At 69.9% G+C, this 21252-nt stretch carries 18 protein-coding genes; 15 read left to right on the forward strand and 3 right to left on the reverse strand.

From position 1 onward, the window contains the following. Window positions 1–2 precede the first annotated feature (2 nt). The 4 genes from BKK79_RS26260 to BKK79_RS26275 are packed head-to-tail and all read left to right on the forward strand — an operon-like array spanning window position 3 to window position 4443. On the forward strand, window positions 3–860 hold the full coding sequence (locus BKK79_RS26260; protein WP_197524061.1) for a tetratricopeptide repeat protein: 858 nt from the start codon (window positions 3–5) through the stop codon (window positions 858–860). Between the two features lie 43 nt (window positions 861–903). Next, window positions 904–1284, forward strand: a complete 381-nt coding sequence (locus tag BKK79_RS26265) for a DUF3613 domain-containing protein (protein WP_071017350.1) — start codon at window positions 904–906, stop codon at window positions 1282–1284. Beyond that, window positions 1281–3023 carry a TadG family pilus assembly protein gene (locus tag BKK79_RS26270; RefSeq protein WP_071039240.1) on the forward strand — a complete coding sequence of 581 codons (1743 nt, stop codon included), beginning with the start codon at window positions 1281–1283 and terminating at the stop codon, window positions 3021–3023. The genes BKK79_RS26265 and BKK79_RS26270 overlap by 4 nt, the downstream gene beginning before the upstream one ends. A 49-nt stretch (window positions 3024–3072) precedes the next feature. After that, window positions 3073–4443, forward strand: a complete 1371-nt coding sequence (locus tag BKK79_RS26275) for a sigma 54-interacting transcriptional regulator (protein WP_071039241.1) — start codon at window positions 3073–3075, stop codon at window positions 4441–4443. Window positions 4444–4474: 31 nt separating this feature from the next. Here BKK79_RS26275 and BKK79_RS26280 read toward each other — a convergent pair whose 3' ends face one another. Continuing rightward, a complete protein-coding gene (locus BKK79_RS26280; RefSeq protein WP_071039242.1) occupies window positions 4475–4837 on the reverse strand; it encodes a YgiW/YdeI family stress tolerance OB fold protein in 363 nt (120 codons plus the stop codon). A 190-nt stretch (window positions 4838–5027) separates the two neighbouring features. On the opposite strand from BKK79_RS26280, the gene BKK79_RS26285 reads away from it, so the two are divergent. The 7 genes from BKK79_RS26285 (at window position 5028) to BKK79_RS26315 (ending at window position 14232) form a co-directional block, all read left to right on the forward strand. Beyond that, complete coding sequence (locus BKK79_RS26285) at window positions 5028–6182, forward strand: exonuclease SbcCD subunit D (protein ID WP_071039243.1); 1155 nt, start codon at window positions 5028–5030, stop codon at window positions 6180–6182. Beyond that, on the forward strand, window positions 6179–9238 hold the full coding sequence (locus BKK79_RS26290) for an AAA family ATPase (RefSeq protein ID WP_071039244.1): 3060 nt from the start codon (window positions 6179–6181) through the stop codon (window positions 9236–9238). Before BKK79_RS26285 ends, BKK79_RS26290 begins: the two co-directional genes overlap by 4 nt. A 335-nt stretch (window positions 9239–9573) precedes the next feature. Beyond that, a complete protein-coding gene (locus BKK79_RS26295; RefSeq protein WP_071017339.1) occupies window positions 9574–10257 on the forward strand; it encodes a 3-oxoacid CoA-transferase subunit A in 684 nt (227 codons plus the stop codon). 28 nt (window positions 10258–10285) lie between these two features. Further along, entirely contained in the window at window positions 10286–10930 is a 645-nt protein-coding gene (locus tag BKK79_RS26300; RefSeq protein WP_071017338.1) for a 3-oxoacid CoA-transferase subunit B, read from the forward strand. 44 nt (window positions 10931–10974) lie between these two features. Beyond that, entirely contained in the window at window positions 10975–12177 is a 1203-nt protein-coding gene (pcaF, locus tag BKK79_RS26305; RefSeq protein WP_071017336.1) for a 3-oxoadipyl-CoA thiolase, read from the forward strand. A gap of 227 nt (window positions 12178–12404) precedes the next feature. Then, window positions 12405–13136 (forward strand): SDR family NAD(P)-dependent oxidoreductase, encoded by a 732-nt coding sequence (locus tag BKK79_RS26310; protein ID WP_071017334.1) that lies wholly within the window; start codon window positions 12405–12407, stop codon window positions 13134–13136. Between the two features lie 79 nt (window positions 13137–13215). Continuing rightward, on the forward strand, window positions 13216–14232 hold the full coding sequence (locus BKK79_RS26315) for a Bug family tripartite tricarboxylate transporter substrate binding protein (protein WP_071017332.1): 1017 nt from the start codon (window positions 13216–13218) through the stop codon (window positions 14230–14232). A 190-nt stretch (window positions 14233–14422) separates the two neighbouring features. Here BKK79_RS26315 and BKK79_RS26320 read toward each other — a convergent pair whose 3' ends face one another. Further along, on the reverse strand, window positions 14423–14635 hold the full coding sequence (locus BKK79_RS26320; RefSeq protein WP_071017330.1) for a hypothetical protein: 213 nt from the start codon (window positions 14633–14635) through the stop codon (window positions 14423–14425). A gap of 329 nt (window positions 14636–14964) precedes the next feature. Here BKK79_RS26320 and BKK79_RS26325 point away from each other — a divergent pair, with 329 nt between their 5' ends. Next, on the forward strand, window positions 14965–15975 hold the full coding sequence (locus BKK79_RS26325; RefSeq protein ID WP_071017328.1) for a tyrosine-type recombinase/integrase: 1011 nt from the start codon (window positions 14965–14967) through the stop codon (window positions 15973–15975). A gap of 54 nt (window positions 15976–16029) precedes the next feature. Further along, window positions 16030–17052 carry a UDP-glucose 4-epimerase GalE gene (gene galE, locus BKK79_RS26330; RefSeq protein ID WP_071017326.1) on the forward strand — a complete coding sequence of 341 codons (1023 nt, stop codon included), beginning with the start codon at window positions 16030–16032 and terminating at the stop codon, window positions 17050–17052. A gap of 292 nt (window positions 17053–17344) precedes the next feature. On the opposite strand, the gene BKK79_RS26335 is transcribed toward galE, so the two are convergent. After that, window positions 17345–17650 carry an H-NS histone family protein gene (locus BKK79_RS26335; protein WP_071017325.1) on the reverse strand — a complete coding sequence of 102 codons (306 nt, stop codon included), beginning with the start codon at window positions 17648–17650 and terminating at the stop codon, window positions 17345–17347. Between the two features lie 887 nt (window positions 17651–18537). On the opposite strand from BKK79_RS26335, the gene BKK79_RS26340 reads away from it, so the two are divergent. Together BKK79_RS26340 and BKK79_RS26345 are read left to right on the forward strand one after the other, a co-directional pair. After that, window positions 18538–20481, forward strand: coding sequence for a putative bifunctional diguanylate cyclase/phosphodiesterase (locus BKK79_RS26340; RefSeq protein WP_442873292.1), 1944 nt, complete (start codon window positions 18538–18540; stop codon window positions 20479–20481). A 244-nt stretch (window positions 20482–20725) separates the two neighbouring features. Beyond that, complete coding sequence (locus tag BKK79_RS26345; protein WP_071017321.1) at window positions 20726–21109, forward strand: response regulator; 384 nt, start codon at window positions 20726–20728, stop codon at window positions 21107–21109. Window positions 21110–21252 lie beyond the last annotated feature (143 nt).

Raw genomic sequence — 21252 nt, forward strand, 5'->3', positions numbered from 1 at the left:
TGATGAAAACCTGGATCCAGGGTATGCAGCGGCGCTGGTGGACCGGCCTGTTGCCGGTGGCGCTGGCGGGCTGCTCCGCCCTCGCCAACAGCAACTCGGCGGCCATGCTGGAGCAGCAGGCACAGGCGCAGTCCGAGCTGATCAAGGCGCAGAACAAGGAAGCGCGCGCCGAGTACAACGACAAGGCGCTTTATCTCGCGCTGATCGAGAAGATGCAGCAGCAGGACCTCTACTTCGCCTCGCTCGCGCATATCGATGCTTTCCAGCAGCGCTTCGGCGCAGGCCCGGAGATCCTGGCGCTGCGCGCCGAGGCCCTGCGCGAGACCGGGCAGGACGCGGCCGCCACCGAGGCCTACCAGGCGCTCGCCAGGCAGGGCGGGGCCGCGCGCGCCCACCATGGCCTGGGCCTGATCGCCGGGCGCCAGGGCGACTTCGGCAAGGCCGTGCAGGAACTGCGCCAGGCCAGTGCGGCGGACCCGACCAATCCGCGCATCGCCAGCGACCTCGGCTACGCGCTGATGCGCACCGGCGCGCTGCAGGAAGCGCGCGTGCCGGTGATGCAGGCGCTGCAGCTGGACGGCAGCAACCCGAAGGTGGTGGGCAATGCCGCGGTGTGGCTGATCGCGGACGGCAAGCGAGGCCAGGCGACCGCGCTGATGCAGAAGGCCGCGCTGCCGGAAGCATCGCGCAGCGCCATCCGGCGCGAGGCCGAACGCATCGCGCGGGCAAGCAGTACGCGCGAGCGCGCGGCCGTGGTCTGGCCGGGCGCCTCGGCGCTGGCGCGGCTGGCGCAGCCGGCGCCCGCCGCGGTGGCGGCCGGTGCCGCCGCGCCGGCAGATCCGGGCGGCAGCGGCCAGTGAGCCGGCGTCCCCCACAGCAAGATTCGAACAGGAAGAGAGCGAGATGACACGCAACCAACGCCATGCCAGCCGCCCGCGCGGCATCCGCATCGCCCTGCTGCTGGCGCTGGGCCTGCCCGGCGCGCTGGCCTGGGCGCAGGCGCCCGCCGGCGGCGGCGAGGCCGCGCCGCCGGAACTGACCGGCCGCCCGGCGCTGCGCCCCATCGGTGAGAACACGCGCTACGTGCTCGAGGTCCAGCGCAGCGGCGCGGAAGCCGGCCCGCTGCTGCCCATGCGCGGCGAGCAGGCCGCGCTTGGCTACCTGCGCTATATGCAGAGCTTCCGCTACCAGATCCCCGAGTTCTATAGCGGCCAGACCTCGTCGAGCGGCCTGCGCGGCTCGGCCGCCAATTCGAGCGGCACGCTCCCGGCGACGGCGCAATGATCCGCAGGCCGCGTTCCGGGCAGCGCGGCGCCGTCAGCGTGCTGGCGGTGCTGCTGATCGCCACCATCGCCATGGCGGCGCTGGTGTCGATCGACCTCGGCAACGTCTTCTACCGCCAGCGCCAGCTGCAGAGCATGGTCGACCTGGCGGCGCTGAGCGCGGCGCAGCAGTTGAAGCAGGCGGGGACCACGGCCGCGCAGACGGCCAGCACCCTCGCCTCGGCGCAGGCGATTGGGCGTGGCAACGGTTATCCGGGGGCGGCCAGCACCGACTGCAGCTTGCCGGGTGCGGGCGGGGCCGATGGCATGAAGGTCTGCCTGGGGGTGTGGGATCCGAGCTATAGCGTGGCGGGCGATGCGTCCCATTTCAATGCGAGCTACAACACCAGCGCCACCACGGCCAACGCCGTGCGCGTCACCGCCACGCAGACGGTGCCGGTGCTGTTCGTGATCCCGGGCTCCTCTTCGCGCCAGCTGCGCGCGCAGGCGGTCGCGATCGGCAGTCCGCCGACCGCCTCGTTCTCCATCGGAAGCGGCCTGCTCGATGTCGGCACGGCGAACAGCCTGTTGTCGCTGCTGCTGGGACGCACGGTGCAATTGTCGGTGGCGGACTGGAACGGGCTGGTCAATGCCAAGGTCTCGCTGGCGCAGCTGCAGTTGCAGGCGAAGGTGGGATCGATCCAGCAACTGCTGAACACCTCGCTGTCGATCAGCGATTTCTATGCGCTGGTGTTGGGGGCGGCCGGGCAGAGCAGCCTGCTCAGTACCCTGCTCGGCGGCGTGCCGGTGGTCGGTGTCAACGCGGCGCAGGCGACGGTCAGCCTGGCGCAGCTGCTGAACCTCGGCGTGCTCGCGCCGGCGCAGTCGGCGGCGGCGAATGTGGGCTTGAGCGTGTCCAGCCTGCTGACACTGGCGGCGCAGGTGGCCAATGGCGGATCGGCGGTGTCGGTGCCGACGTTGGGTCTGAAGCTGCCGACCAATGTGGCGAGCGTGCAGGCGCAGCTTTACGTGACGCAGCCGCCTGTGATGGCGGCGGGGCCGGTGCTGCAACTGAGCGGGGCTCCGCCGACTTGGGCGACGACGGCGCATACGGCACAGGTTGGAGTTACGTTGAATGTGCAGGGCAGCACCAACGTCGATCTGGGACCGCTGGGTCTTCTTGTGGCCCTTGTGAACCAGTTGGTAAGCGTCACTATCAACGTGCCACTGTATGTCGAAGTCGCTGCGGCTCAAGCATCGCTGCAAGGCTTGCAATGCACTTCCGACTTGAGCAGTCGACGCGCGACATTGGGCGTAAGTACAAGTATTGTGACCGCCTGTCTTGGGAAGGGGGATGGCACGCCGGGCTGCGGCACGCAGGCAACCCTGGTCGATGCGCCGGTGCTTGGTGGCCTCGTGCAAGTTACGATCACGGCAACGGGCACGCCTAGCAAGATTGGTTCCGCCAATCAAACGCTAGTGACCCTGGCGCCTGGTGGTACGGCACACGTTGGGACATCGCAAGTGATCGCTGGCCTTCTCACCGATGTGGTGGGGAACATCGTGCCCACCGTAACACTATCGGTAGCGAAGATTCCAATACTAGGCCTTCCGATCGCGTTGGCCCCCCTGCTGCAGCCCCTGGCCGCTCCCCTCGACGGCCTGCTCACCCCGCTGCTGAACGGTCTCGGTCTTCAACTCGGCACCGCCGACGTCTGGCTGAACGACATCAGCTGCAAGAACTCCGATTTGGTTTACTGAACATGGCATCAACGTTGCGCCTAACGACAGCATGGATGGCGGGTCGCTTATGAAAACAGATCGCTGGGCCTACGAGAATCTCGAAGTCTACGTATGGGAAGGCAAGCAGGAGATCGCCGATCGCATCACGCGCTTCCTGGCGCCGCTGGGCGTGGAGGTGATCCGCGCGGGGGCGCTGGAGGCGCCGCCGGCCGAGCCGCGGCTGAAGCCTGCTATCGCGGTGATCAGCGTGTCGGTGATCGGCAATGCCAAGTTCACCGCGCTGGACTGGGAGGCAGCGCATGGCATGCCGGTGGTGTGGGTGGCCGCGCCCGGGCGTGAGGGCGACCCGGGGCGCTTCCCGCCCGAGTATGCGCACATCCTGTCGGCCGACTTCTCCGGCGCGGACCTGCGCGGCCAGATCGGCAAGCTGCTGCCGCAACTGCTGGCGGCGAGCGAGCCGGAGACCGAGGTGGCCGACCTGGTGGCCGAGTCGCCGGCGATGCGCCAGCTGCTCGAGCAGGTCGATACCTTCGCCGACTTCCCCAGCAATGTGATGCTGTACGGCGATACCGGGGCCGGCAAGGAGCGCATCGCGCGCCTGTTCCACGAGCGCAACCGCAGCTATGGCAAGGGGCCGTTCGTGGCGGTCAACTGCGGCGCCATTCCCGACGGCCTGTTCGAGTCGCAGTTCTTCGGCCATGCCAAGGGCGCCTTCACCGGCGCCATGTATGCGCACCAGGGCTATTTCGAGCAGGCCAACGGCGGCACGCTGTTCCTCGACGAGATCGGCGACCTGCCGATGTTCCAGCAGGTCAAGCTGCTGCGCGTGCTGGAGGAAAAGGCAGTGACGCGGCTGGGCTCGACGCTGCCGGTGCGGCTGGACTTCCGCCTGGTGGCGGCGACCAACAAGGACCTGCGCGAGGCGGTGGGCCAGGGGCGCTTCCGCGCGGATCTCTATTTCCGCCTGTCGGTGATCGAGCTGCGCGTGCCCAGCCTCGAAGAACGGGGGCCCGGCGACAAGGTGCTGCTGCTGCAGTCCTTCCTGCGCCAGATGATGGGGCGTGCCGAGCATGACGCGCTGCCGCCGGCGCCGGACTGGCTGCGCGGGGCGGTGGGCACGGCCTACTTCAACGGCAATGTGCGCGAGCTGCGCAACCTGGCCGAGCGCGTCGGCATCGTGCTGCGGCAATGCCGCGCCTGGGACGAGGGCCGCATCCGGCCGCTGTTCCGCTCGCTGCGCCCGGGTGCCTTCGAGGGCAACGAGCGCGCCGCCGACTGGCGCGGCGATGCCGAGGAGCGGCGCCGTATCATCGCCGCGCTTGACGCCAATGGCTGGCGCCGCCAGGACACGGCGGCCTGCCTCGGCATCAGCCGCAAGGTGCTGTGGGAGAAGATGCGCAAGTTCCAGATCGCCGACAACGAGGCCGAGCCGGCGTAAGCCATGCCCGCCGGCGTGGCGGGCATGGCGTTCAGAGCGGGCGCAGCTGCTTGACCTTGAAGCGGCCCTCGCGCAGCAGCTCCTTGTCGTAGACGCCCACGAGCTCGACTTCGGTGGTCTCGCCGATGTTGACGCCGGCCGGCCACAGCGCCGGCTTGATCTTGACCACCATCTCGCCGCTGGCGTCGCGGAAGCGGTAGGTGTTGCCGCTCAGGCTGCCGACCAGACGGCCGCGCAGGCGCGCGGCCTGGTCGTCGCGGCCGGTGTCGGCCAGGGCCTTGACCGTGCTGGCAGGGATGACCGACGGGCCGACGTAGTAAGCGCGGGCGGGGGCGGCGGCGATGGCCGCGAAAGTGGCGAGGGCGAGGCAGGTGGCGGACAGGCGGCGTTGCATGCTGGCATTCTCCAGGAGGTGGGCGGTGGCTTCGGGACGGCGCCCGTGAGGGGCGCCGATGCCATGCATGATGTCCGGCCGGGCCTGAACCGAGGCTGAACACGGCCCGGCCGCGCGCGCGAGGCTATGATGCGGCATTGGCGCGGCGTTTCCGCCGCCGCGCCGCATCCATCCGCTTCAGGGAGTCACTTTGCGTTTCCTCCACACGGCCGACTGGCATCTCGGCCGGCTCTTCCACGCGCGCAGCCTGGTCGACGACCAGGCCTACGTGCTCGACCAGTTCGTCGACCTGGTGCGCGAGCAGCGTCCCGATGCCGTGCTGCTGGCCGGCGATGTCTATGACCGGGCGGTGCCGCCGCCGGAAGCCGTGGCCCTGCTCGACGACGTGCTGGCCCGCATCGTCGCCGGCCTGCGCGTGCCGGTGGTGATGATCGCCGGCAACCACGACAATGCGCAGCGGCTCGCCTTCGGCGCCCGCCTGATGCAGGACCAGGGCCTGCACGTGGCGGGGCTGGTCAGCAAGGACCCGCTCTGTGTGCGCCTGCGCGATGCCGACGGCGAGGTGCGGCTCTATGCGCTGCCCTATGCCGAGCCCGCGCTGGTGCGCGATGCCTACGGCGTGGAGCCGGCCGGACACGAAGCGGCGTTGGCTACCCAGCTCGATGCGATCCGTGCCGTCCATCCGGCGGGCGTGCGCTCGGTGGTGGTGGGCCATGCCTTCGTGGTCGGCGGCAGCGCCAGCGAGTCGGAGCGGCCGCTGTCGGTCGGTGGCAGCGGCGCGGTTGCGGCCAGCGTGTTCGACGGTTTCGACCTGGTGGCGCTCGGCCACCTGCATCGGCCGCAGACCCTCGGCGAGCGCATCCACTATGCCGGCTCGCTGCTGAAGTACTCGGTGTCGGAGGCCGGACACGCCAAGTCGGTATCGCTGATCGAACTGGATGCGCGCGGCGGCGTGCGCATCGAACCGATCGCGCTGCGGCCGCGGCGCGACCTGCGCGTGCTGCAGGGCACGCTGGCCGAGCTGGTGGCCGGGGCGGCGGCCGATCCGGGGCGGGACGACTACATCCATGCCGTGCTGACCGATACCGGCGCCCTGCTCGACCCCATGGCGCGCCTGCGCCAGGGCTACCCGAACACGCTGGCGCTGGAACGCGCGGTGCTGGCGCGCAGCGGTACGGCCGGTGCCGCGGGCAGGCGGCTGCGCGAGCTGGACACGGCCACCCTGTTTGCCGATTTCTTCCGCGAGGTGACCGACGGCGAACTGGACGAGCCGCAGCGCGCGGCGCTGCAGCAGGCCCTTGGCGGCCTGGACCGCGATGTCCGTGGCGCGGAGGGTAGCGCATGAAGCCGCTGTGGCTGGCCATGCAGGCCTTCGGCCCCTTCGCCGCGCGCGAGGTGATCGATTTCACGCAGTTGGGAGAGCATGCCTTCTTCCTGATCCACGGTCCGACCGGCGCGGGCAAGACCACGGTGCTCGACGCGATCTGCTTCGCGCTGTACGGCGACACCTCCGGCGGCGAGCGCAGTGCCCAGGACATGCGCAGCGCCAATGCCGCGGCGGGGCTGCGCAGCGAAGTCGAGCTGGAATTCGCCCTGGGGGCGCAGCGCTACCGCATCGTGCGCTCGCCGGCGCAGGAGCGGCCCAAGCTGCGCGGCGAGGGCACGGTCAAGGAGGCGGCGCGCGCCCAGCTCGATGCCCTGGAGGGCGGCGAGTGGGTCAGCAAGGCCAGCCAGCCGGGCCGTGTCGACGAGTTCGTGCGAGGCCTGCTGGGCTTCGACAGCACGCAGTTCCGCCAGGTCATCGTGCTGCCGCAGGGCCGCTTCCGCGAACTGCTGACGGCGGATTCGAAGTCGCGCCAGGCCATCCTCGAGCGCCTGTTCCATACGGAGCTCTACCGGCGCGTGGAGGACCTGCTCAAGACCCAGGCAGGCGAACTGCGCCGCGATGCCGAGCGCATCGAGATCCGGCGCGCGGAACTGCTGCAGCAGCATGGGCTGGAAAGCACCGAGGCGCTCGATGCGCGGCTGGCCGAGGCGCTCGTGCAGGGTACCGCCCTGCACGAGCGCGAGGGCGCGGCACGCACCGCGCTGTCGCTGGCGACGCTTGGCCTGCAGCAAGGCGAGCAGGCGGCCGCGCAGCTGGCCGAGGCGGCCCAGGCCCATGCCGCCCACGCCGCCCTGCAGGCGCGCAGCGCCGAGGTCGACGCGCAGCGGGGGCGCGTGCGCGCCGCGCACCAGGCCCAGGCGGCGTTGCCCTGGCTGCAGCGCCAGCGCGACGCCGTGGTACAGGGCGAGCGCGCGGCGCAGGCGGTCGAGGCCGCCGCGCTGGTGCTGGCACGGCGGCAGGAGGCGGCGCGCGCGGCGGCAGCGGCGCTGGCGGCGCAGCGGGAGCGCGATCCGCTGCGCCAGCAGGCGCAGCAGCAGGTGGTCCAGCTGGAGGGTGCGCTGACGCATGCGCGCCGCCTGGGCCAGGTGCGCGATGCGCTGGCCGCCGCGCAGGCGGCGCAGGCGCGGGCCGCCACGGCGCATGAACAGGCGCAGGCCCAGCGCGAGCAGCAGGAGGCGCGGTTGCGGCAGATCGAGACGGCGCTGGAGACGGCGCGGGCGACCGCGGCCGGCGCCGAGGCTGCCGCGCTCAAGCTCGAAGCCGCCCGCCAGCGCACTGCCGTGCTGGCGCAGCACGGCGAAGCCGGCCGAGCCTGCCAACGGGCGCTGGCCCACCAGCACGCACAGGCCGGGCGCGAGCGCAGCAGCGCGGCGGCGCTGCGCGAGGCACGCAGCGCGCTGCGTGCCATGGAGGCGGCGTGGCTGGCCGGGCAGGCCGGGCGCCTGGCCGCGTCACTGCGCGCCGGCGATCCCTGCCCGGTGTGCGGCAGCCTGGAGCATCCATCACCGTCCCTGCCGCTGGAGGCCGGGATCGAGGATGCGGCGCTCGAGGCCGCACGCGCGCGGGTGGAGCAGGCGGAAGGCGAGGCCGGCGCAGCCGCCAGTGCCGCGCAGGCAGCCCAGGCCGAGTTGCTGGCGGCCCAGGCGCGCCTGGCCGAGCTGGAGCGTGCGGTGGGCGCGGCGGGTGACGCCGGCGCCGAAGCGGCCGCGCGGCTGGCGCAGCAGGTCGAGGCGCTGGAGCAAGGGCTGGCCGGTGCGCGTGCCGCGGCCGCGCAGGCCGGCACGCTGGAGGGGCAGGCCGCCACGCAGCGCGCCGCGCTCGCCGCGGCGCAGGAGCGCCTGGCGGCGGCGGACACGGCGCTGCGCCAGTCAGCCGATCAACTGGCGCAGCGGCAGGGCGAATGGCGTGCCGCCAGCGAGCACGTGCCGGAAGCATTGCGCGAGCCGGAGGCCGTGGAACAGGCCCTGCAGGCGGCGCGGGCCGGACTTGCCGCGGCCGAGGCCGCGCTGCAGGCCGCGCAGGCCGCTGAGCGCGAGGCCACCAGCGCCCTGGCGGCGGCGGGCGCCGCGCACGGCGCGGCCCAAGCGGAGGCGGCGCGCCAGGCGGCCCAGGTGGCACAGGCGCGCGAGGCTTTCGCGCAGGCCCTGGCGCGGGCCGGCTTCGCCGACGCGCCGGCCCTGGAGGCGGCGGGCATGGAGGCGGCCGCCCTGGAAAGACTGGAGGCGGCGCTGCGCGAGTTCGACCTGGCGCTGGCCGCCGCCGCCGACCGGCAGGCGCGCGCCGCCACCGTGGCGGCGGCGCTGCAGCCGCCCGACCTGGCCGCGCTGCGGGAGGCGCAGGCGCGCACGCAGCGCGAACTCGAAGCCCTGGTCGCCGAGCAGGCCGCGCTGGCGCGCGCGCAGCAGGGACTGCAGGCTTGCCGGCAACGCTTGCACGAGTTGACGGCCGAGGCGGGTGGCATCGAGGCGCGCTTTGCCGTTCTCGGCCGCCTGTCGGAAGTTGCCGCCGGCAACAACCCGCGCCGCATGAGCTTCCAGCGCTTCGTGCTGGCGACGCTGCTGGACGAAGTGCTGGAAGCGGCTTCGCTGCGGCTGGTGCGCATGAGCCGCGGCCGCTACGAGCTGCAGCGCGTGCGCGAACAGGGCGACAAGCGCGCGGCCGGCGGCCTGGACCTCGAAGTCTTCGACCACGATACCGGCCTGCCGCGGCCGGCCAGCACGCTGTCCGGCGGGGAAGGCTTCCTGGCCTCGCTGTCGCTGGCGCTGGGCCTGGCCGACGTGGTGCAGTCGCGCGCTGGCGGAATCCAGCTCGATACGCTATTCGTGGATGAGGGTTTCGGCACGCTCGATCCGGAGAGCCTCGACTTCGCCATCCGCACGCTGCTGGACCTGCAGCAGGCGGGGCGGCTGGTCGGCGTGGTGTCGCACGTCAGCGAATTGCGCGAGCGCGTCGATGTGCGGCTGGAGATCCGGCCGGGAGCCCAGGGCAGCCGCGCGGTTCTGCAACTGCCTTGAGCCATCGCCCGGCCGGCAGGCCGCGCGGAGAGCGGACACGAGCGGGCCCGGGCGGGCACACTGCGGTGTCCGCTCGGGCGGGCGGGCGGGCGGCCTGTCCGGTGCCGCCTGCTGCGCTTGACCCTTGGTGCGGGCGGGCGTAACATGTTCATTTAGCGAATTCAAGTTCGCAATTAGAACAAAGTCGGAAAGACTGGCTGGCAGGGCAGCCGCCACGCCCGCTCGGGCGGCATCGGTGAGACGAATCGCCCGGCACGACATCCGGAGACTTCTTTGCGCGCTGCACTGCGGCGGGTTCCGGCTGGACGTCCGGAGTTTTCCAAACAGGAACGCAAGTGATCAACAAGATATATGACTCGGTGGAGGCGGCGGTCGCCGGCATCCACGACGGCGCCACCATCCTGATCGGCGGTTTCGGCCTGGCCGGCATGCCCGCCGAGCTGATCGACGCGCTGATCGCGCAGGGCGCGCGCGACCTGACCATCGTCAACAACAACGCCGGCAACGGCGACACCGGCCTGGCCGCGCTGCTGAAAGCCAAGCGCGTGCGCAAGATCATCTGCTCCTTCCCGCGCCAGTCCGATTCCTACGTCTTCGACGCGCTCTTCCACGCGGGCGAGATCGAGCTCGAGCTGGTGCCCCAGGGCAACCTCGCCGAGCGCATCCGCGCCGCCGGCGCCGGCATCGGCGGCTTCTTCACCCGGACCGCCTACGGCACGCCGCTGGCCGAGGGCAAGGAAACCCGCATCATCGACGGCCAGGGCTATGTGTTCGAGAAGCCCATCCACGCCGACTTCGCGCTGATCAAGGCCGATGCCGCCGACCGCTGGGGCAACCTGGTCTACCGCAAGACCGCGCGCAACTTCGGCCCGGTCATGGCCATGGCCGCCAAGTGCGCCATCGCGCAGGTCAACAGGGTGGTGGAACTCGGCGAGCTGGATCCCGAGCACATCGTCACGCCGGGCCTGTTCGTCAAGCGCGTCGTCAAGGTGGACTGCGGTCCGACCCGCATTTCCTGACCAGTCTGAGAGCGAAAGGAGAACCGATATGCAACGCCTCACCCGCGATCAGATGGCCGCACGCGTGGCCAAGGACATTCCCGACGGTGCCGTGGTCAACCTCGGCATCGGCCTGCCCACCCTGGTCGGCAACCACCTGCCGGCCGACCGCGAGATCCTGCTGCACAGCGAAAACGGCCTGCTCGGCATGGGCCCGGCACCGGCCGAGGACCAGATCGACGGCGACCTGATCAATGCCGGCAAGCAGCCGGTCACGGTCAAGCCGGGCGGCTCGTATTTCCACCACGCGGATTCTTTCGCGATGATGCGCGGCGGCCACCTCGACTTCTGCGTGCTGGGCGCCTTCCAGGTGTCCGAGAAGGGCGACCTGGCCAACTGGCATACCGGCGCCCCGGGCGCGATTCCGGCCGTGGGCGGCGCCATGGACCTGGCGATCGGCGCCAAGCAGGTCTTCGTCATGATGGAGCACCAGACCAAGAAGGGCGAAAGCAAGATCGTGCCGCAGTGCACCTATCCGCTGACCGGCATCGGCTGCGTCACCCGTATCTACACGGACCTCGCTACCATTGACGTGACGCCGGACGGACTGGTCGCGCGCGACCTGGTCGAAGGGCTGTCCTTCGAAGAACTGCAGCGCCTGACCGGCGTGCCCCTGACGCAGGGCGCCGCCTGAGCGGGGCGCCTCGGCATACACGACAACCGAACGAGAGACGAGACATGACCGAAGCCTTTATCTGCGACGCCATCCGCACCCCCATCGGCCGCTACGGCGGCAGCCTGTCCGCGGTGCGCGCGGATGACCTGGGCGCGGTGCCGCTGAAGGCGCTGATGGCACGCAACCCGAACCTGGACTGGCGCGCGATCGACGACGTGATCTACGGCAACGCCAACCAGGCCGGCGAGGACAACCGCAACGTGGCGCGCATGTCGCTGCTGCTGGCCGGCCTGCCGCAGGATGTGCCGGGTGCCACCATCAACCGCCTGTGCGGCTCCGGCATGGACGCCACCGGCACCGCCGCGCGCGCCATCAAGGCGGGCGAGGCCGGCCTGATGATCGCCGGCGGCGTGGAAAGCATGAGCCGCGCGCCCTTCGTGATGGGCAAGGCCACCAGCGCCTTCTCGCGCGATGCGCAGATCTTCGACACCACCATCGGCTGGCGCTTCGTCAACCCGGCCATGCGCGCGGCCTACGGCGTGGACTCGATGCCCGAGACCGCCGAGAACGTCGCCACCGACTACAAGATCAGCCGTGAAGACCAGGACCTGATGGCGCTGCGCAGCCAGGAAAAGGCCTCGCGCGCGCAGGCCGACGGCACGCTGGCCCAGGAAATCACCGCCGTGACGATCGCGCAGAAGAAGGGCGATCCGATCGTGGTCGAGCGCGACGAGCATCCGCGCGCCACCAGCATGGAAGCGCTGGCCAGGCTCAAGGGCGTGGTGCGCGCGGACGGCACCGTGACCGCCGGCAACGCCTCCGGCGTCAACGACGGCGCCTGCGCGCTGCTGCTGGCCAGCGAAGCCGCCGCCAGGCAGCATGGCCTGACGCCGAAGGCACGCATCGTCGGCATGGCCACCGCCGGCGTGGCGCCGCGCGTGATGGGCATCGGCCCGGCGCCGGCCACGCAGAAGCTGATGAAGCAGCTCGGCATGACGCTGGACCAGATCGACGTGATCGAGCTGAACGAAGCGTTCGCCGCGCAGGGCCTGGCCGTGCTGCGCGAACTCGGCGTGCGCGATGACGATCCCCGCGTCAACCCCAACGGCGGCGCGATCGCGCTGGGCCACCCGCTCGGCATGAGCGGCGCGCGCCTGGTGACCACCGCCATGTACCAGCTGCACCGCACCGGTGGCCGCTTCGCGCTGTGCACCATGTGCATCGGCGTGGGCCAGGGCATCGCCATGGTGATCGAGCGCGTCTGAGGCGTGCTGCGGCTGCCCCGGGCGCGCAGCCGGCGTCCGGGCAGTCTACAGATCACATTGCAGGCTGCCGTTAGCCAGTGAGGACCTGATCGGAGCACGGCCGGCCGCCCGCCGGCCGCCGGCGTTCCTTCCGGTCGCCTTCGCCTCCTGCGGAGCGTGAAGCCATGCGGCCGGGCCGGTCGCGTTTTTCAGCATTGCCCGGCACGCACGCCGGTGTGGAGTCCATGATGTCCCTTCCCGTTGCCACGCTGGTCACCGGCGGCAGTTCCGGAATCGGCCGCGCCATCTGCGAGATGCTGCTCGCCGACGGCGTGACGCAAGTGGTCAATGTCGACTATGCCGAGCCCGGCTGGTCGCACCCGAACATGACCTTCTTCCAGGCGGACCTGACCGACGCCGCGGCCACGCGCGCGGTTGGCGAGCAGGTCACGCAGCGCTTTGCCGTGACCCGCCTGGTCAACAACGCGGGCGCGACCCGCCCCGGCACCATCGACAGCGCCACGCTGGACGACCTCGACTACGTGGTGGGCCTGCACCTGCAGGCCAGCATGCTGCTGATCCAGGCCTGCCTGCCGGCCATGCGCGCGGCAGGTTTCGGCCGCATCGTGCAGATGGCCTCGCGCGCGGCGCTGGGTAAGACCGAGCGCGTGGTCTACTCGGCCACCAAGGCCGGCATGATCGGCATGGCGCGCACCCTGGCCATGGAACTCGGCGGCGACGGCATCACCGTCAACTCCGTGGCGCCGGGCCCGATCGCCACCGAGCTGTTCCGCCGCAGCAACCCGGAGGGCAGCGAGCGCACCCGGCGCATTCTCGCCAGCATCGCGGTCAAGCGCATGGGAACGCCGGAAGACGTGGCGCGCGCCGCCATGTTCTTCCTGTCGCCAGAAAACGGCTTCGTCACCGGACAGGTTCTCTATGTCTGCGGCGGAACCACGCTGGGCGTGGCGCCCGTCTGAAGAAGACCGCCACGCCGCCACGAAGGCCAGCCTTTCATGAGAGGGCGGGCCGGTATAACGATATTTCAGGAGCATTTTCATGAGTTTCGCCTCTCACACTTCGTCGGCGCGCCGCCGCCTGCTGGCTGCCGGCGTGGCGCTCGCGGCCGGCTTTGCCGGATTCGCCGGCGTGGCCGGCTCGGCCTTCGCGCAGGGCGGCTATCCGACCAAGCCGATCACCATGATCGTGCCGTTCTCGGCGGGCGGCACCACCGACATCCTGGCCCGCATCGTCGGCCTGCAACTGAGCAAGGTGCTCGGCCAGCCGGTGGTGATCGACAACCGGCCGGGCGCCGGCGGCAATATCGGCGCGGCGCTGGCTGCCAAGGCGCCGGGCGATGGCTATACCCTGTTCATGGGCACCATCGGCACCCACGCGATCAACCAGTCGCTGTACGCCAAGCTGCCGTACGACCCGGTCAAGGACTTCGCGCCGATCACCCGCGTGGCCATGGTGCCCAATGTGGTGGTGGTCAATCCCAAGGTGCCGGTGCAGAACGTCAAGGAACTGATCGCCTACGTCAAGGCGAACCCGGACAAGCTGTCCTTCGGCTCCTCGGGCAGCGGTTCGTCGATGCATCTGTCGGGCGAACTGTTCAACTCGATGACCGGCCTGCACATCCAGCACATTCCGTACAAGGGCAGCGCCCCCGCGGTGAACGACCTGCTGGGCAACCAGATCGGCCTGATGTTCGATAACCTGCCTTCGTCCTATCCGCACATCAAGGCAGGCCAGCTGCGCGCGCTCGCCGTGACCTCGGCCAAGCGCTCGCCGGCACTGCCCAATGTGCCGACCGTGGCCGAGGCCGGCGTGCCGGGCTACGAGGCGACCTCATGGTTCGCGCTGTACGCGACCGGCGGCACGCCGCAGCCGATCGTCGACCGCCTGAACGCCGAAGTGGTCAAGATCCTGCAGAAGCCGGAAGTGCAGAAGCAACTCGCCGAACAGGGCGCGGAAGCGCATCCGGAGAAGCCGGCCGACCTGGCGAACTTCATGAAGTCCGAGACCGCCAAGTGGTCCAAGGTGGTCAAGTCCTCCGGCGCCACCGTGGGCTGATGCCACGAGCCTTGGACTGGCACGGAAAAAGCCGGCGCGCAGCGCCGGCTTTTTCTTTTATCCTGCGGCAATGCCAAGGGACCGGGACAGGAACGGCAGAAAAAACCCGCGCATGGCGCGGGCGGAATCCTGGCCCAATGGGCAGGAGGAGACGCGATGGCGGCCCGGCGGCGGCGGCCGGGACATGCGCTCAGATGGTGTATTTGACGACCTGCTCCTCTACGCCGACGAAGCGCACGAGGATGCGCAGGCCGCTCGGGTATTCCTTGATATGGTGGCCGTCCGGCGTATCGGGCAGGCGGTAATAGACCGGTGCCGGCTCCCGTGACCGGGCAGCCGGCACCGAGCCGCCGCCCGAAGCCGGGGCGGCGGGGTCATGGACCTGTGGCTGATGTCCGGTCATCGTGGAACTCCTGACGAAAGGCATGCATGGACACCTTGGCCGGAAGTCGGCATCGTGCATGCAGGTGGCAATGTCTCGAATGTATTACGGGGCTGGAGAAAATGCCATTTAGCGTTTTTTAATTCTGTTGCAGCGATTTAACTTTATTGTCATTCCGGGGCGATTCTTCGCGCAGCCGGGGGTGGCAACGCCGGGGCGCGGCCGCGCCACGGTGGCGCCCGAATTCGTGGGGTACGCCGCCGCATGCTGTGGTGCATTGATTACAATGCCCCCATGCGAACACCCTTCAGCAAGGCCAGGCTCGGCCGCTACCAGCTAGAGGCGCGTCAGTGAGCACAAACTCTGGTGTCGACCGGACACAGCCGGCCCTCTTCGATGCCGACCTGGCGGCCTGGCGCAGCCAGCCGGAGCGCGCCTTCGATGGCTGGCTGGCCAGCCATGGCTTCGGCCAGGCGACCGCCGTCGTCTATCGGGCGATGTGGGGCAAGCTGCTGCGCTGGTCCGGCGAGCGGGGGCTGGCGCCGCTGAGCTGGTCTGCACAGCAGATCGGCGAATTCCTCGATGCCCAGCAACTGCACAAGCACCATCGCTACCGCTACGCGCGCCTGATAGAGCGGGTCTTCCATCACCTGTCCGCCTTGCAGCAAGGCCTGCACAATCCGGCCACCCAGGCGGTGCGGGCCCGCCTGGCCGATGGCGAAAACGATCCGATGGCCTTCCTGCTGCCGGCGGAGCGGGATTGCCTGATCTCGCAACTGGCCGCGGCCTGCGCCGGGCCCGAAGCACAAGGTGAGTACTCGCCCACGCAGTGGAAGCGCGCGCGCGACCTGGCCTTGCTGGCGGTGTTGCTGGGCGCCGGCCTGAAGGTCGGCCAGGTGCGCGCACTGGGTCTCGACCAGTTCACCGACGGGCTGCAGGCGGTGCGCATGGTGAGGCCGGACAATGGGCGTGCCTATGAGGCCCCCCTGTTGGCCTTCGCGCGGCCCGCCTTGGCAGCCTGGCTGGCGGTGCGCGCCAGCGGCGGCGCGCTGGGTTCGCTGGTCTTCCCCGCCACGCCCGATGGACGGGCCATGCATGCGGCGTCCGTGTATCGCCGCATCGAGCGCCTGCTCGGGCAGGCCGGGGTGCTGGACGGGCGCAGCGAACGCGCCTCGCCCCAGACCTTGCGCAACACCTATGGCGCCCTGCATTTCGATGCCGGCGCCGGACCGGCGGCGGTGGCGCAGTATCTCGGCATGCGCGACCTGGAGTCGGGCTGGCGCCTGCGCGCCGCGTATGAAGCGTGGATGGCGCGCAGCGGGCAGATGACCGACCACGATGCACCCGCGGCATCGGCCTGAATGCCGGCGCCCGTCACAAAATCCGACGAACATCTCATCAGGAATCGAAACTTCATGTCTGAAACCTTGTTGTTGACCGGCGCGACCGGATACATCGGCTCGCACACCTGGGTCGCGCTGCTGGAGGCCGGCTATCAGGTGATCGGCCTGGACAATCTGTGCAACAGCAGCCGGGTCGTGGTGGACCGTATCGCCGCCATCACCGGACAGGCACCCCGCTTCGTCGAGGGCGATGTGCGTGACGACTCACTATTGCGCCAACTATTCGCAGAGAACGAGATCAGCGGGGCGATCCACTTCGCCGCGCTGAAGGCGGTGGGCGAATCGGTGGCCCAGCCGCTGGCCTACTACGGCAACAATCTCGAGGGCCTCGTGACGCTGTGTTCGGTCATGGGCGAGGCCGGCGTCAAGCAACTGGTGTTCAGTTCCTCGGCGACGGTCTATGGCAATCCCCATGCGGTGCCGATCCTGGAGGATTTTCCGCTGTCGGCCACCAACCCCTATGGCCAGACCAAACTGATGGGCGAACAGATCCTGCGCGACCTGGAGCGCTCCGATCCTGCCTGGCGCATCGCCTACCTGCGCTATTTCAATCCGGTCGGTGCGCATGAAAGCGGGCAGATCGGGGAAGATCCGGGTGGAATTCCCAACAATCTGATGCCCTATGTCGCGCAGGTGGCAGGCGGGCGCCGCGAGAAACTGATGGTTTTCGGCGGTGATTATCCGACGGTCGACGGCACGGGCGTGCGCGACTATATACACGTTTGCGACCTGGCGGACGGCCATCTTGCCGCCCTGGAATATCTGCGCCGCGCGGGTGCTGGCCTGACCGTCAATCTGGGGACCGGACGCGGCTACAGCGTACTGGAGGTGGTCAAGGCCTACGAGGCAGCCAGCGGGCGGACCGTTCCTTACGAGATCGTCGCGCGTCGGCCGGGCGATATTGCGGCCTGCTATGCCGATCCGTCATTGGCGGGAGATTTGCTGGGGTGGCGTGCGCGCCATGATATCGAGCGGATGTGTGCCGACTCGTGGCGCTGGCAGTCGATGAATCCGCTCGGGTTTGCCGGCGCCTGAATGCCATCGGCAGGGCTTTTCCCGCAGCGGGTTCCTGCTGCGGGGCCCCGCAGCGGGCGCAAGCGGTAAGCCCCTGCATAATCGCGCGCAGAAAAAACAAAGAACAAAGGCCGGGCTGCGTTGACCAGGCGCCCGGGCCGTCCCCCCCGGAACGGAAACGCCGCGCCGCGTCCATTTGCATGAACGCGGCGCCGGGTCTGGGCATGGTCGCGGCAACCCGGCCTGGAGCCGGGGCGGCGCTGCTGGCGGCGCGGCACCAGCAGCTGCCACGCAGGCGCCAGCCGGTTGGAACTCAGCGGATCAGGAAGTCCTCGACCTGCTTGCCGGCGGCCAGGGCCTGGGTCAGCCAGCCCGGGCGCTTGCCGCGACCGGTCCAGGTGTTGCCGGCATTGTCGCGATAGCGCACCGGCACCTTGCGGCTTGCCTTCTTGCCGGCGACCGGCTTGGCGCCAAAACCGAGGTCGTCGGCGGTCAGGCCATATTGCTCGATTTTCTGGCGAATATCAGCGATCACAGCAGCCTGTTCGCGCGCCTTGATTTCCTCTGCTTGCTTCTGCAGTGCGTTGATCTGCTGAACGATTTCCTGATATGTCGCCATTGCTTGCCTCGATTTTAGGGGTGGGAGCGTGAAGATTCGCATGAATTATAACGAGCCGGACGGGCCCTGCAAATGCCTTTAACCCGTTTGAGGATCGATACACAAAAAAATTGGTGCTGGCCGTGGGCAAATGAACTTTTGCACCGCCCGCGAGTCTGCAGGAATCGCGGTTTTTTCCGCGCCGCCAGCGCACGCAATGTGCATTTGAGATGGGGCGATCCGCGGCAGGCCGATAACGCCGGCTATTCGACCGCGGCCGCGTTCATAGGGGTTTGGGTGGAAGAATAGTGATTCCCGCATAACAAAGCCGATAAGTCTGACGTTGGCGGCTGGCGCAATGCCCCGCGCGGCTGGCTCGCCTCAAGAAAGATTCTGCCCAGCCGATATCCTGCGAGTGGATCGTCGATGTGTCGGTCCGACAACATGGGGCATTGGCGTGTCCCCCGGGGTCCGTCTTGTCCGAGGTGCATCATGTCCTTTCTTAAAAACATTGAGATCCAGGCTCAGTCGCGCACGGCATCGGCAATGCGCCCGGCCCTGCCATGCCCGCGGCCTGGCATGGCGGCGCTGCGCGGCCCGGCGCGGGGCCCCGGCCGGCGGCTGGCGAACGCTGCCGGTGTCCTGGCCTCGGTGGTGCTTCCGGGAGAATGCCGGCGGCGTGAGGGGACTGGCACGGTATCCAGGGCGGCGCGCACCAGGGCGTCCACCGTGGCCGGCGGCGGCAGTTCCGGCAACGACTGGACGGCTTTCTGAGCACCTTGCAGCGGACGCCGGGTTCACACGGCGTAGCCGAAATGACATGATGCGAGCTTTTTCCGCACCGCCTGCTTCTTCGCGATCGTGCTCACCTTCAACGCGCGGCTGCCGTCGGCAGTCGTATGCCTGCAATGATTGACAGCCTCCTGTTACTCGTCATACCGCTCTGCCTGGCCCTCGGGCTCGGGCTGGGGCTGGGCGCGGCTGGCGGGAAACGCATGCCGGGCAAGTGGGGGGTCCGCTACACACAGTGGATGTTCCTGCTGAGTGCCTGCGCCTCGGTCGGCATGCCCTCCTGGGTCGTGCTGGCTTCCGGCAGCCTGCTGCACCTCGGCGAGGGGCAGCAGGCCGCCGCTGCGGCGTTCGGCGTGGGTGCCGCGGCGGCCGCCATGGTCCAGTTGCTGCGGCGCGCGCCCTTGCACTGGCGCGGCACCGCCGTGGTGGCCGCCGCGCTGGCCACCGGCCTGATGGCCACCGCGGGTATCGAATTGGGCCGCGCGTGCGGCCGGCCGGGTGCGATGCCGCGTGCCTGCCTGGACGCCTTCACGCCGCTGTCGCCGGTCTGGCTCGCCGTCGGCGTGCTCATGCTGGCCAGCGTGGCCTGGCTGGCGCTGCGCGGGCGCGCCCACCTGGCCGCCGTGCCGCCGGCTCCCGGTGGCGCGGCTGACGCAGCCGCCGTGGCGCCATCCGGCGATGCCAGGGGGCTGGTGCGCCGCGCCCACGGCCGTTCGCCAGGCAGCCTGACGGTGCGCCCGAGCGCGCAGGGCGAGGGCCATGTCGGCGAATACAACGCCGCCGAGGAGCTTCCAGACCGCGCCGCCTTTGCGCGCTGGCTGGAACAGGCCATCGCCCATGCCCGCTTCGCCGACACCGGGTGCGCCGTGCTGCTGGTCCATATTGCCGATTTCCGCGAGGTCGACGAGGTGTTCGAAGTGCGCGCCGACGATATCCTGGCCCAGGATACGAGCGCCCTGGCCCAGGCCGTACTCGAGCCCCACGACTTCCTGGCCCGCCTGGCGCGCGACGAGTTCGCCGTCGGCGTGCCGGAGCTGGTCAGCTACGGGCGCGCACAGGAGCTCGGATCGCGCCTGCTGGGCTCCCTCGGCGAGTTTGTCGCGGCGCGCGGGCTGCAGATGCAGATCGGCGTCAACATCGGCATCGCGATCTACCCGCGCGACGCCCAGACCTCGGAGACGCTGATGCAGGCCGCCCGCGTCAGCCTGGCCGAGGCGCGCGAGAGCGGTTCCAACCAGGTGCGCCAGTTCAACTCCGCGGCAGGCGAGCGCGCGCGCCGCGTGCGCGTGATCCGGCGCGACCTGTGGCCGGCCATCGAGGACGACGCCTTGTCGCTGGAATACCAGCCGAAGTTCGACGTGCGGCAGCGCCGCGTGGTCGGTGCCGAGGCGCTGTGCCGCTGGCGGCACGCCCTGCTGGGCGCAGTCAATCCGGCCGAGTTCATCATGGTGGCCGAGCAGTCGGGGCAGATCGACAAGCTCGACGACTGGGTGATCGCCGCCGTCTGCAGGCAGGTCCGGCAATGGCGCGACCTGGGGCTGCCGACCGTGCCGGTGGCCATCAACGTGTCGGGGCTGCGCTTCGCCAGCCGCAATTTCCCGCAGTACCTGATGGAGCAGATCCACCAGCACGACATCCCGCCGTCAGCCGTCACGCTGGAGATCACCGAGACGGCCGCGATGAAGGACATCGGCAAGTCGCTCGAAACGCTGGCCGAGCTGCAGTCGCTCGGCATCCACGTGGCGCTGGACGATTTCGGCAGCGGCTATTCCAGCCTGGGCTACCTGAAGCGGCTGCGCGTGGGCACGCTGAAGATCGACCGCACCCTGATCGGCGGGCTCGACGCCGACGCGCAGGGGCGCGCCATCGTCGGCTCGATGGTGGCGCTTGCCCATGAGCTGCGCATGCGCGTGGTGGCCGAAGGTGTCGAGTCCACCTCGCAGCTCGATATCCTCGCCGGCATGGGCTGCGACGAAGTCCAGGGCTACCTGCTCGCGCGTCCGCTCGAGCCGGGGGTGTTCGCCGAGCTGCTGCGCGACAGCGAGGCTGCCGCGGCCTGAGCGGCGCCAGTGCGGGACGGGTCGGGGACCGGCCCGCTCCTGGCTGCCGCGGACGGCGCCGCGACGGACCTGAAGACGGACCTGAAGACGGACCTGAAGACGGACCTGAAGACGGACCTAAAGACAGCGCCCGATGTGCCGATAAATACCGCAGGCGCGCTGGCACCGGGCCCATGCGCGCTGGCGCGGGCCGGCTGGAACGCGCTCCGGACCGGCGCCGACACGCCGCATCAATGGAGTCGTCATGTCTTCCCAGAGCATCCTCGTCGTCGACGATTCGCCCTCGCTGCGCGGCATGATCTGCGCCTGCCTGCGTGCTGCCGGCTATCCGGTGACCGAGGCCGGCGACGGGGCCCAGGCGAGCGAATTGGCCGCGGGCGCGGATTTCTCCCTGCTGGTCACCGATCTCGTCATGCCGGGCGTCGACGGTCTTGCGCTGATCCGTGCCCTGCGCGCCATGCCGCGCCACGCCGCGCTGCCGATCCTCGTCCTCAGCACTGAGGGCGACGACGGCGTGCGCGCCCGCGTGCGCGAGGCGGGCGCCTCCGGCTTCCTGCCCAAGCCGTTCGATCCTGCCCAGCTCCTGCACGCCGTCGGTGCCTTGCTATCCCCCTCTGACGTGGGGTGAGCGCGGCGGCAAGCCGGCCTTCAGACAGGCGCCCGCCTGCCGTTATCTCAGAGGCTGAACAGGGCGATGCCGTGCCGCAGCGGGCGCGCTGCTGCCTGCCGCGCGAGCGGCCGGCCGGGATACAGGTAGACAACAGGAGCGGA

Source organism: Cupriavidus sp. USMAA2-4 (assembly GCF_001854305.1).
In the GTDB taxonomy this organism is placed as follows: Bacteria; Pseudomonadota; Gammaproteobacteria; order Burkholderiales; family Burkholderiaceae; genus Cupriavidus; species Cupriavidus malaysiensis.

Coding starts and splice junctions, on each gene's coding strand:
- BKK79_RS26260 (WP_197524061.1), top strand. CDS start 3: ATGAAAACCTGGATCCAGGGTATGCAGCGGCGCTGGTGGACCGGCCTG.
- BKK79_RS26265 (WP_071017350.1), top strand. CDS start 904: ATGACACGCAACCAACGCCATGCCAGCCGCCCGCGCGGCATCCGCATC.
- BKK79_RS26270 (WP_071039240.1), top strand. CDS start 1,281: ATGATCCGCAGGCCGCGTTCCGGGCAGCGCGGCGCCGTCAGCGTGCTG.
- BKK79_RS26275 (WP_071039241.1), top strand. CDS start 3,073: ATGAAAACAGATCGCTGGGCCTACGAGAATCTCGAAGTCTACGTATGG.
- BKK79_RS26280 (WP_071039242.1), bottom strand. CDS start 4,837: ATGCAACGCCGCCTGTCCGCCACCTGCCTCGCCCTCGCCACTTTCGCG.
- BKK79_RS26290 (WP_071039244.1), top strand. CDS start 6,179: ATGAAGCCGCTGTGGCTGGCCATGCAGGCCTTCGGCCCCTTCGCCGCG.
- BKK79_RS26300 (WP_071017338.1), top strand. CDS start 10,286: ATGCAACGCCTCACCCGCGATCAGATGGCCGCACGCGTGGCCAAGGAC.
- pcaF (WP_071017336.1), top strand. CDS start 10,975: ATGACCGAAGCCTTTATCTGCGACGCCATCCGCACCCCCATCGGCCGC.
- BKK79_RS26310 (WP_071017334.1), top strand. CDS start 12,405: ATGTCCCTTCCCGTTGCCACGCTGGTCACCGGCGGCAGTTCCGGAATC.
- BKK79_RS26315 (WP_071017332.1), top strand. CDS start 13,216: ATGAGTTTCGCCTCTCACACTTCGTCGGCGCGCCGCCGCCTGCTGGCT.
- BKK79_RS26320 (WP_071017330.1), bottom strand. CDS start 14,635: ATGACCGGACATCAGCCACAGGTCCATGACCCCGCCGCCCCGGCTTCG.
- galE (WP_071017326.1), top strand. CDS start 16,030: ATGTCTGAAACCTTGTTGTTGACCGGCGCGACCGGATACATCGGCTCG.
- BKK79_RS26335 (WP_071017325.1), bottom strand. CDS start 17,650: ATGGCGACATATCAGGAAATCGTTCAGCAGATCAACGCACTGCAGAAG.
- BKK79_RS26340 (WP_442873292.1), top strand. CDS start 18,538: ATGATTGACAGCCTCCTGTTACTCGTCATACCGCTCTGCCTGGCCCTC.
- BKK79_RS26345 (WP_071017321.1), top strand. CDS start 20,726: ATGTCTTCCCAGAGCATCCTCGTCGTCGACGATTCGCCCTCGCTGCGC.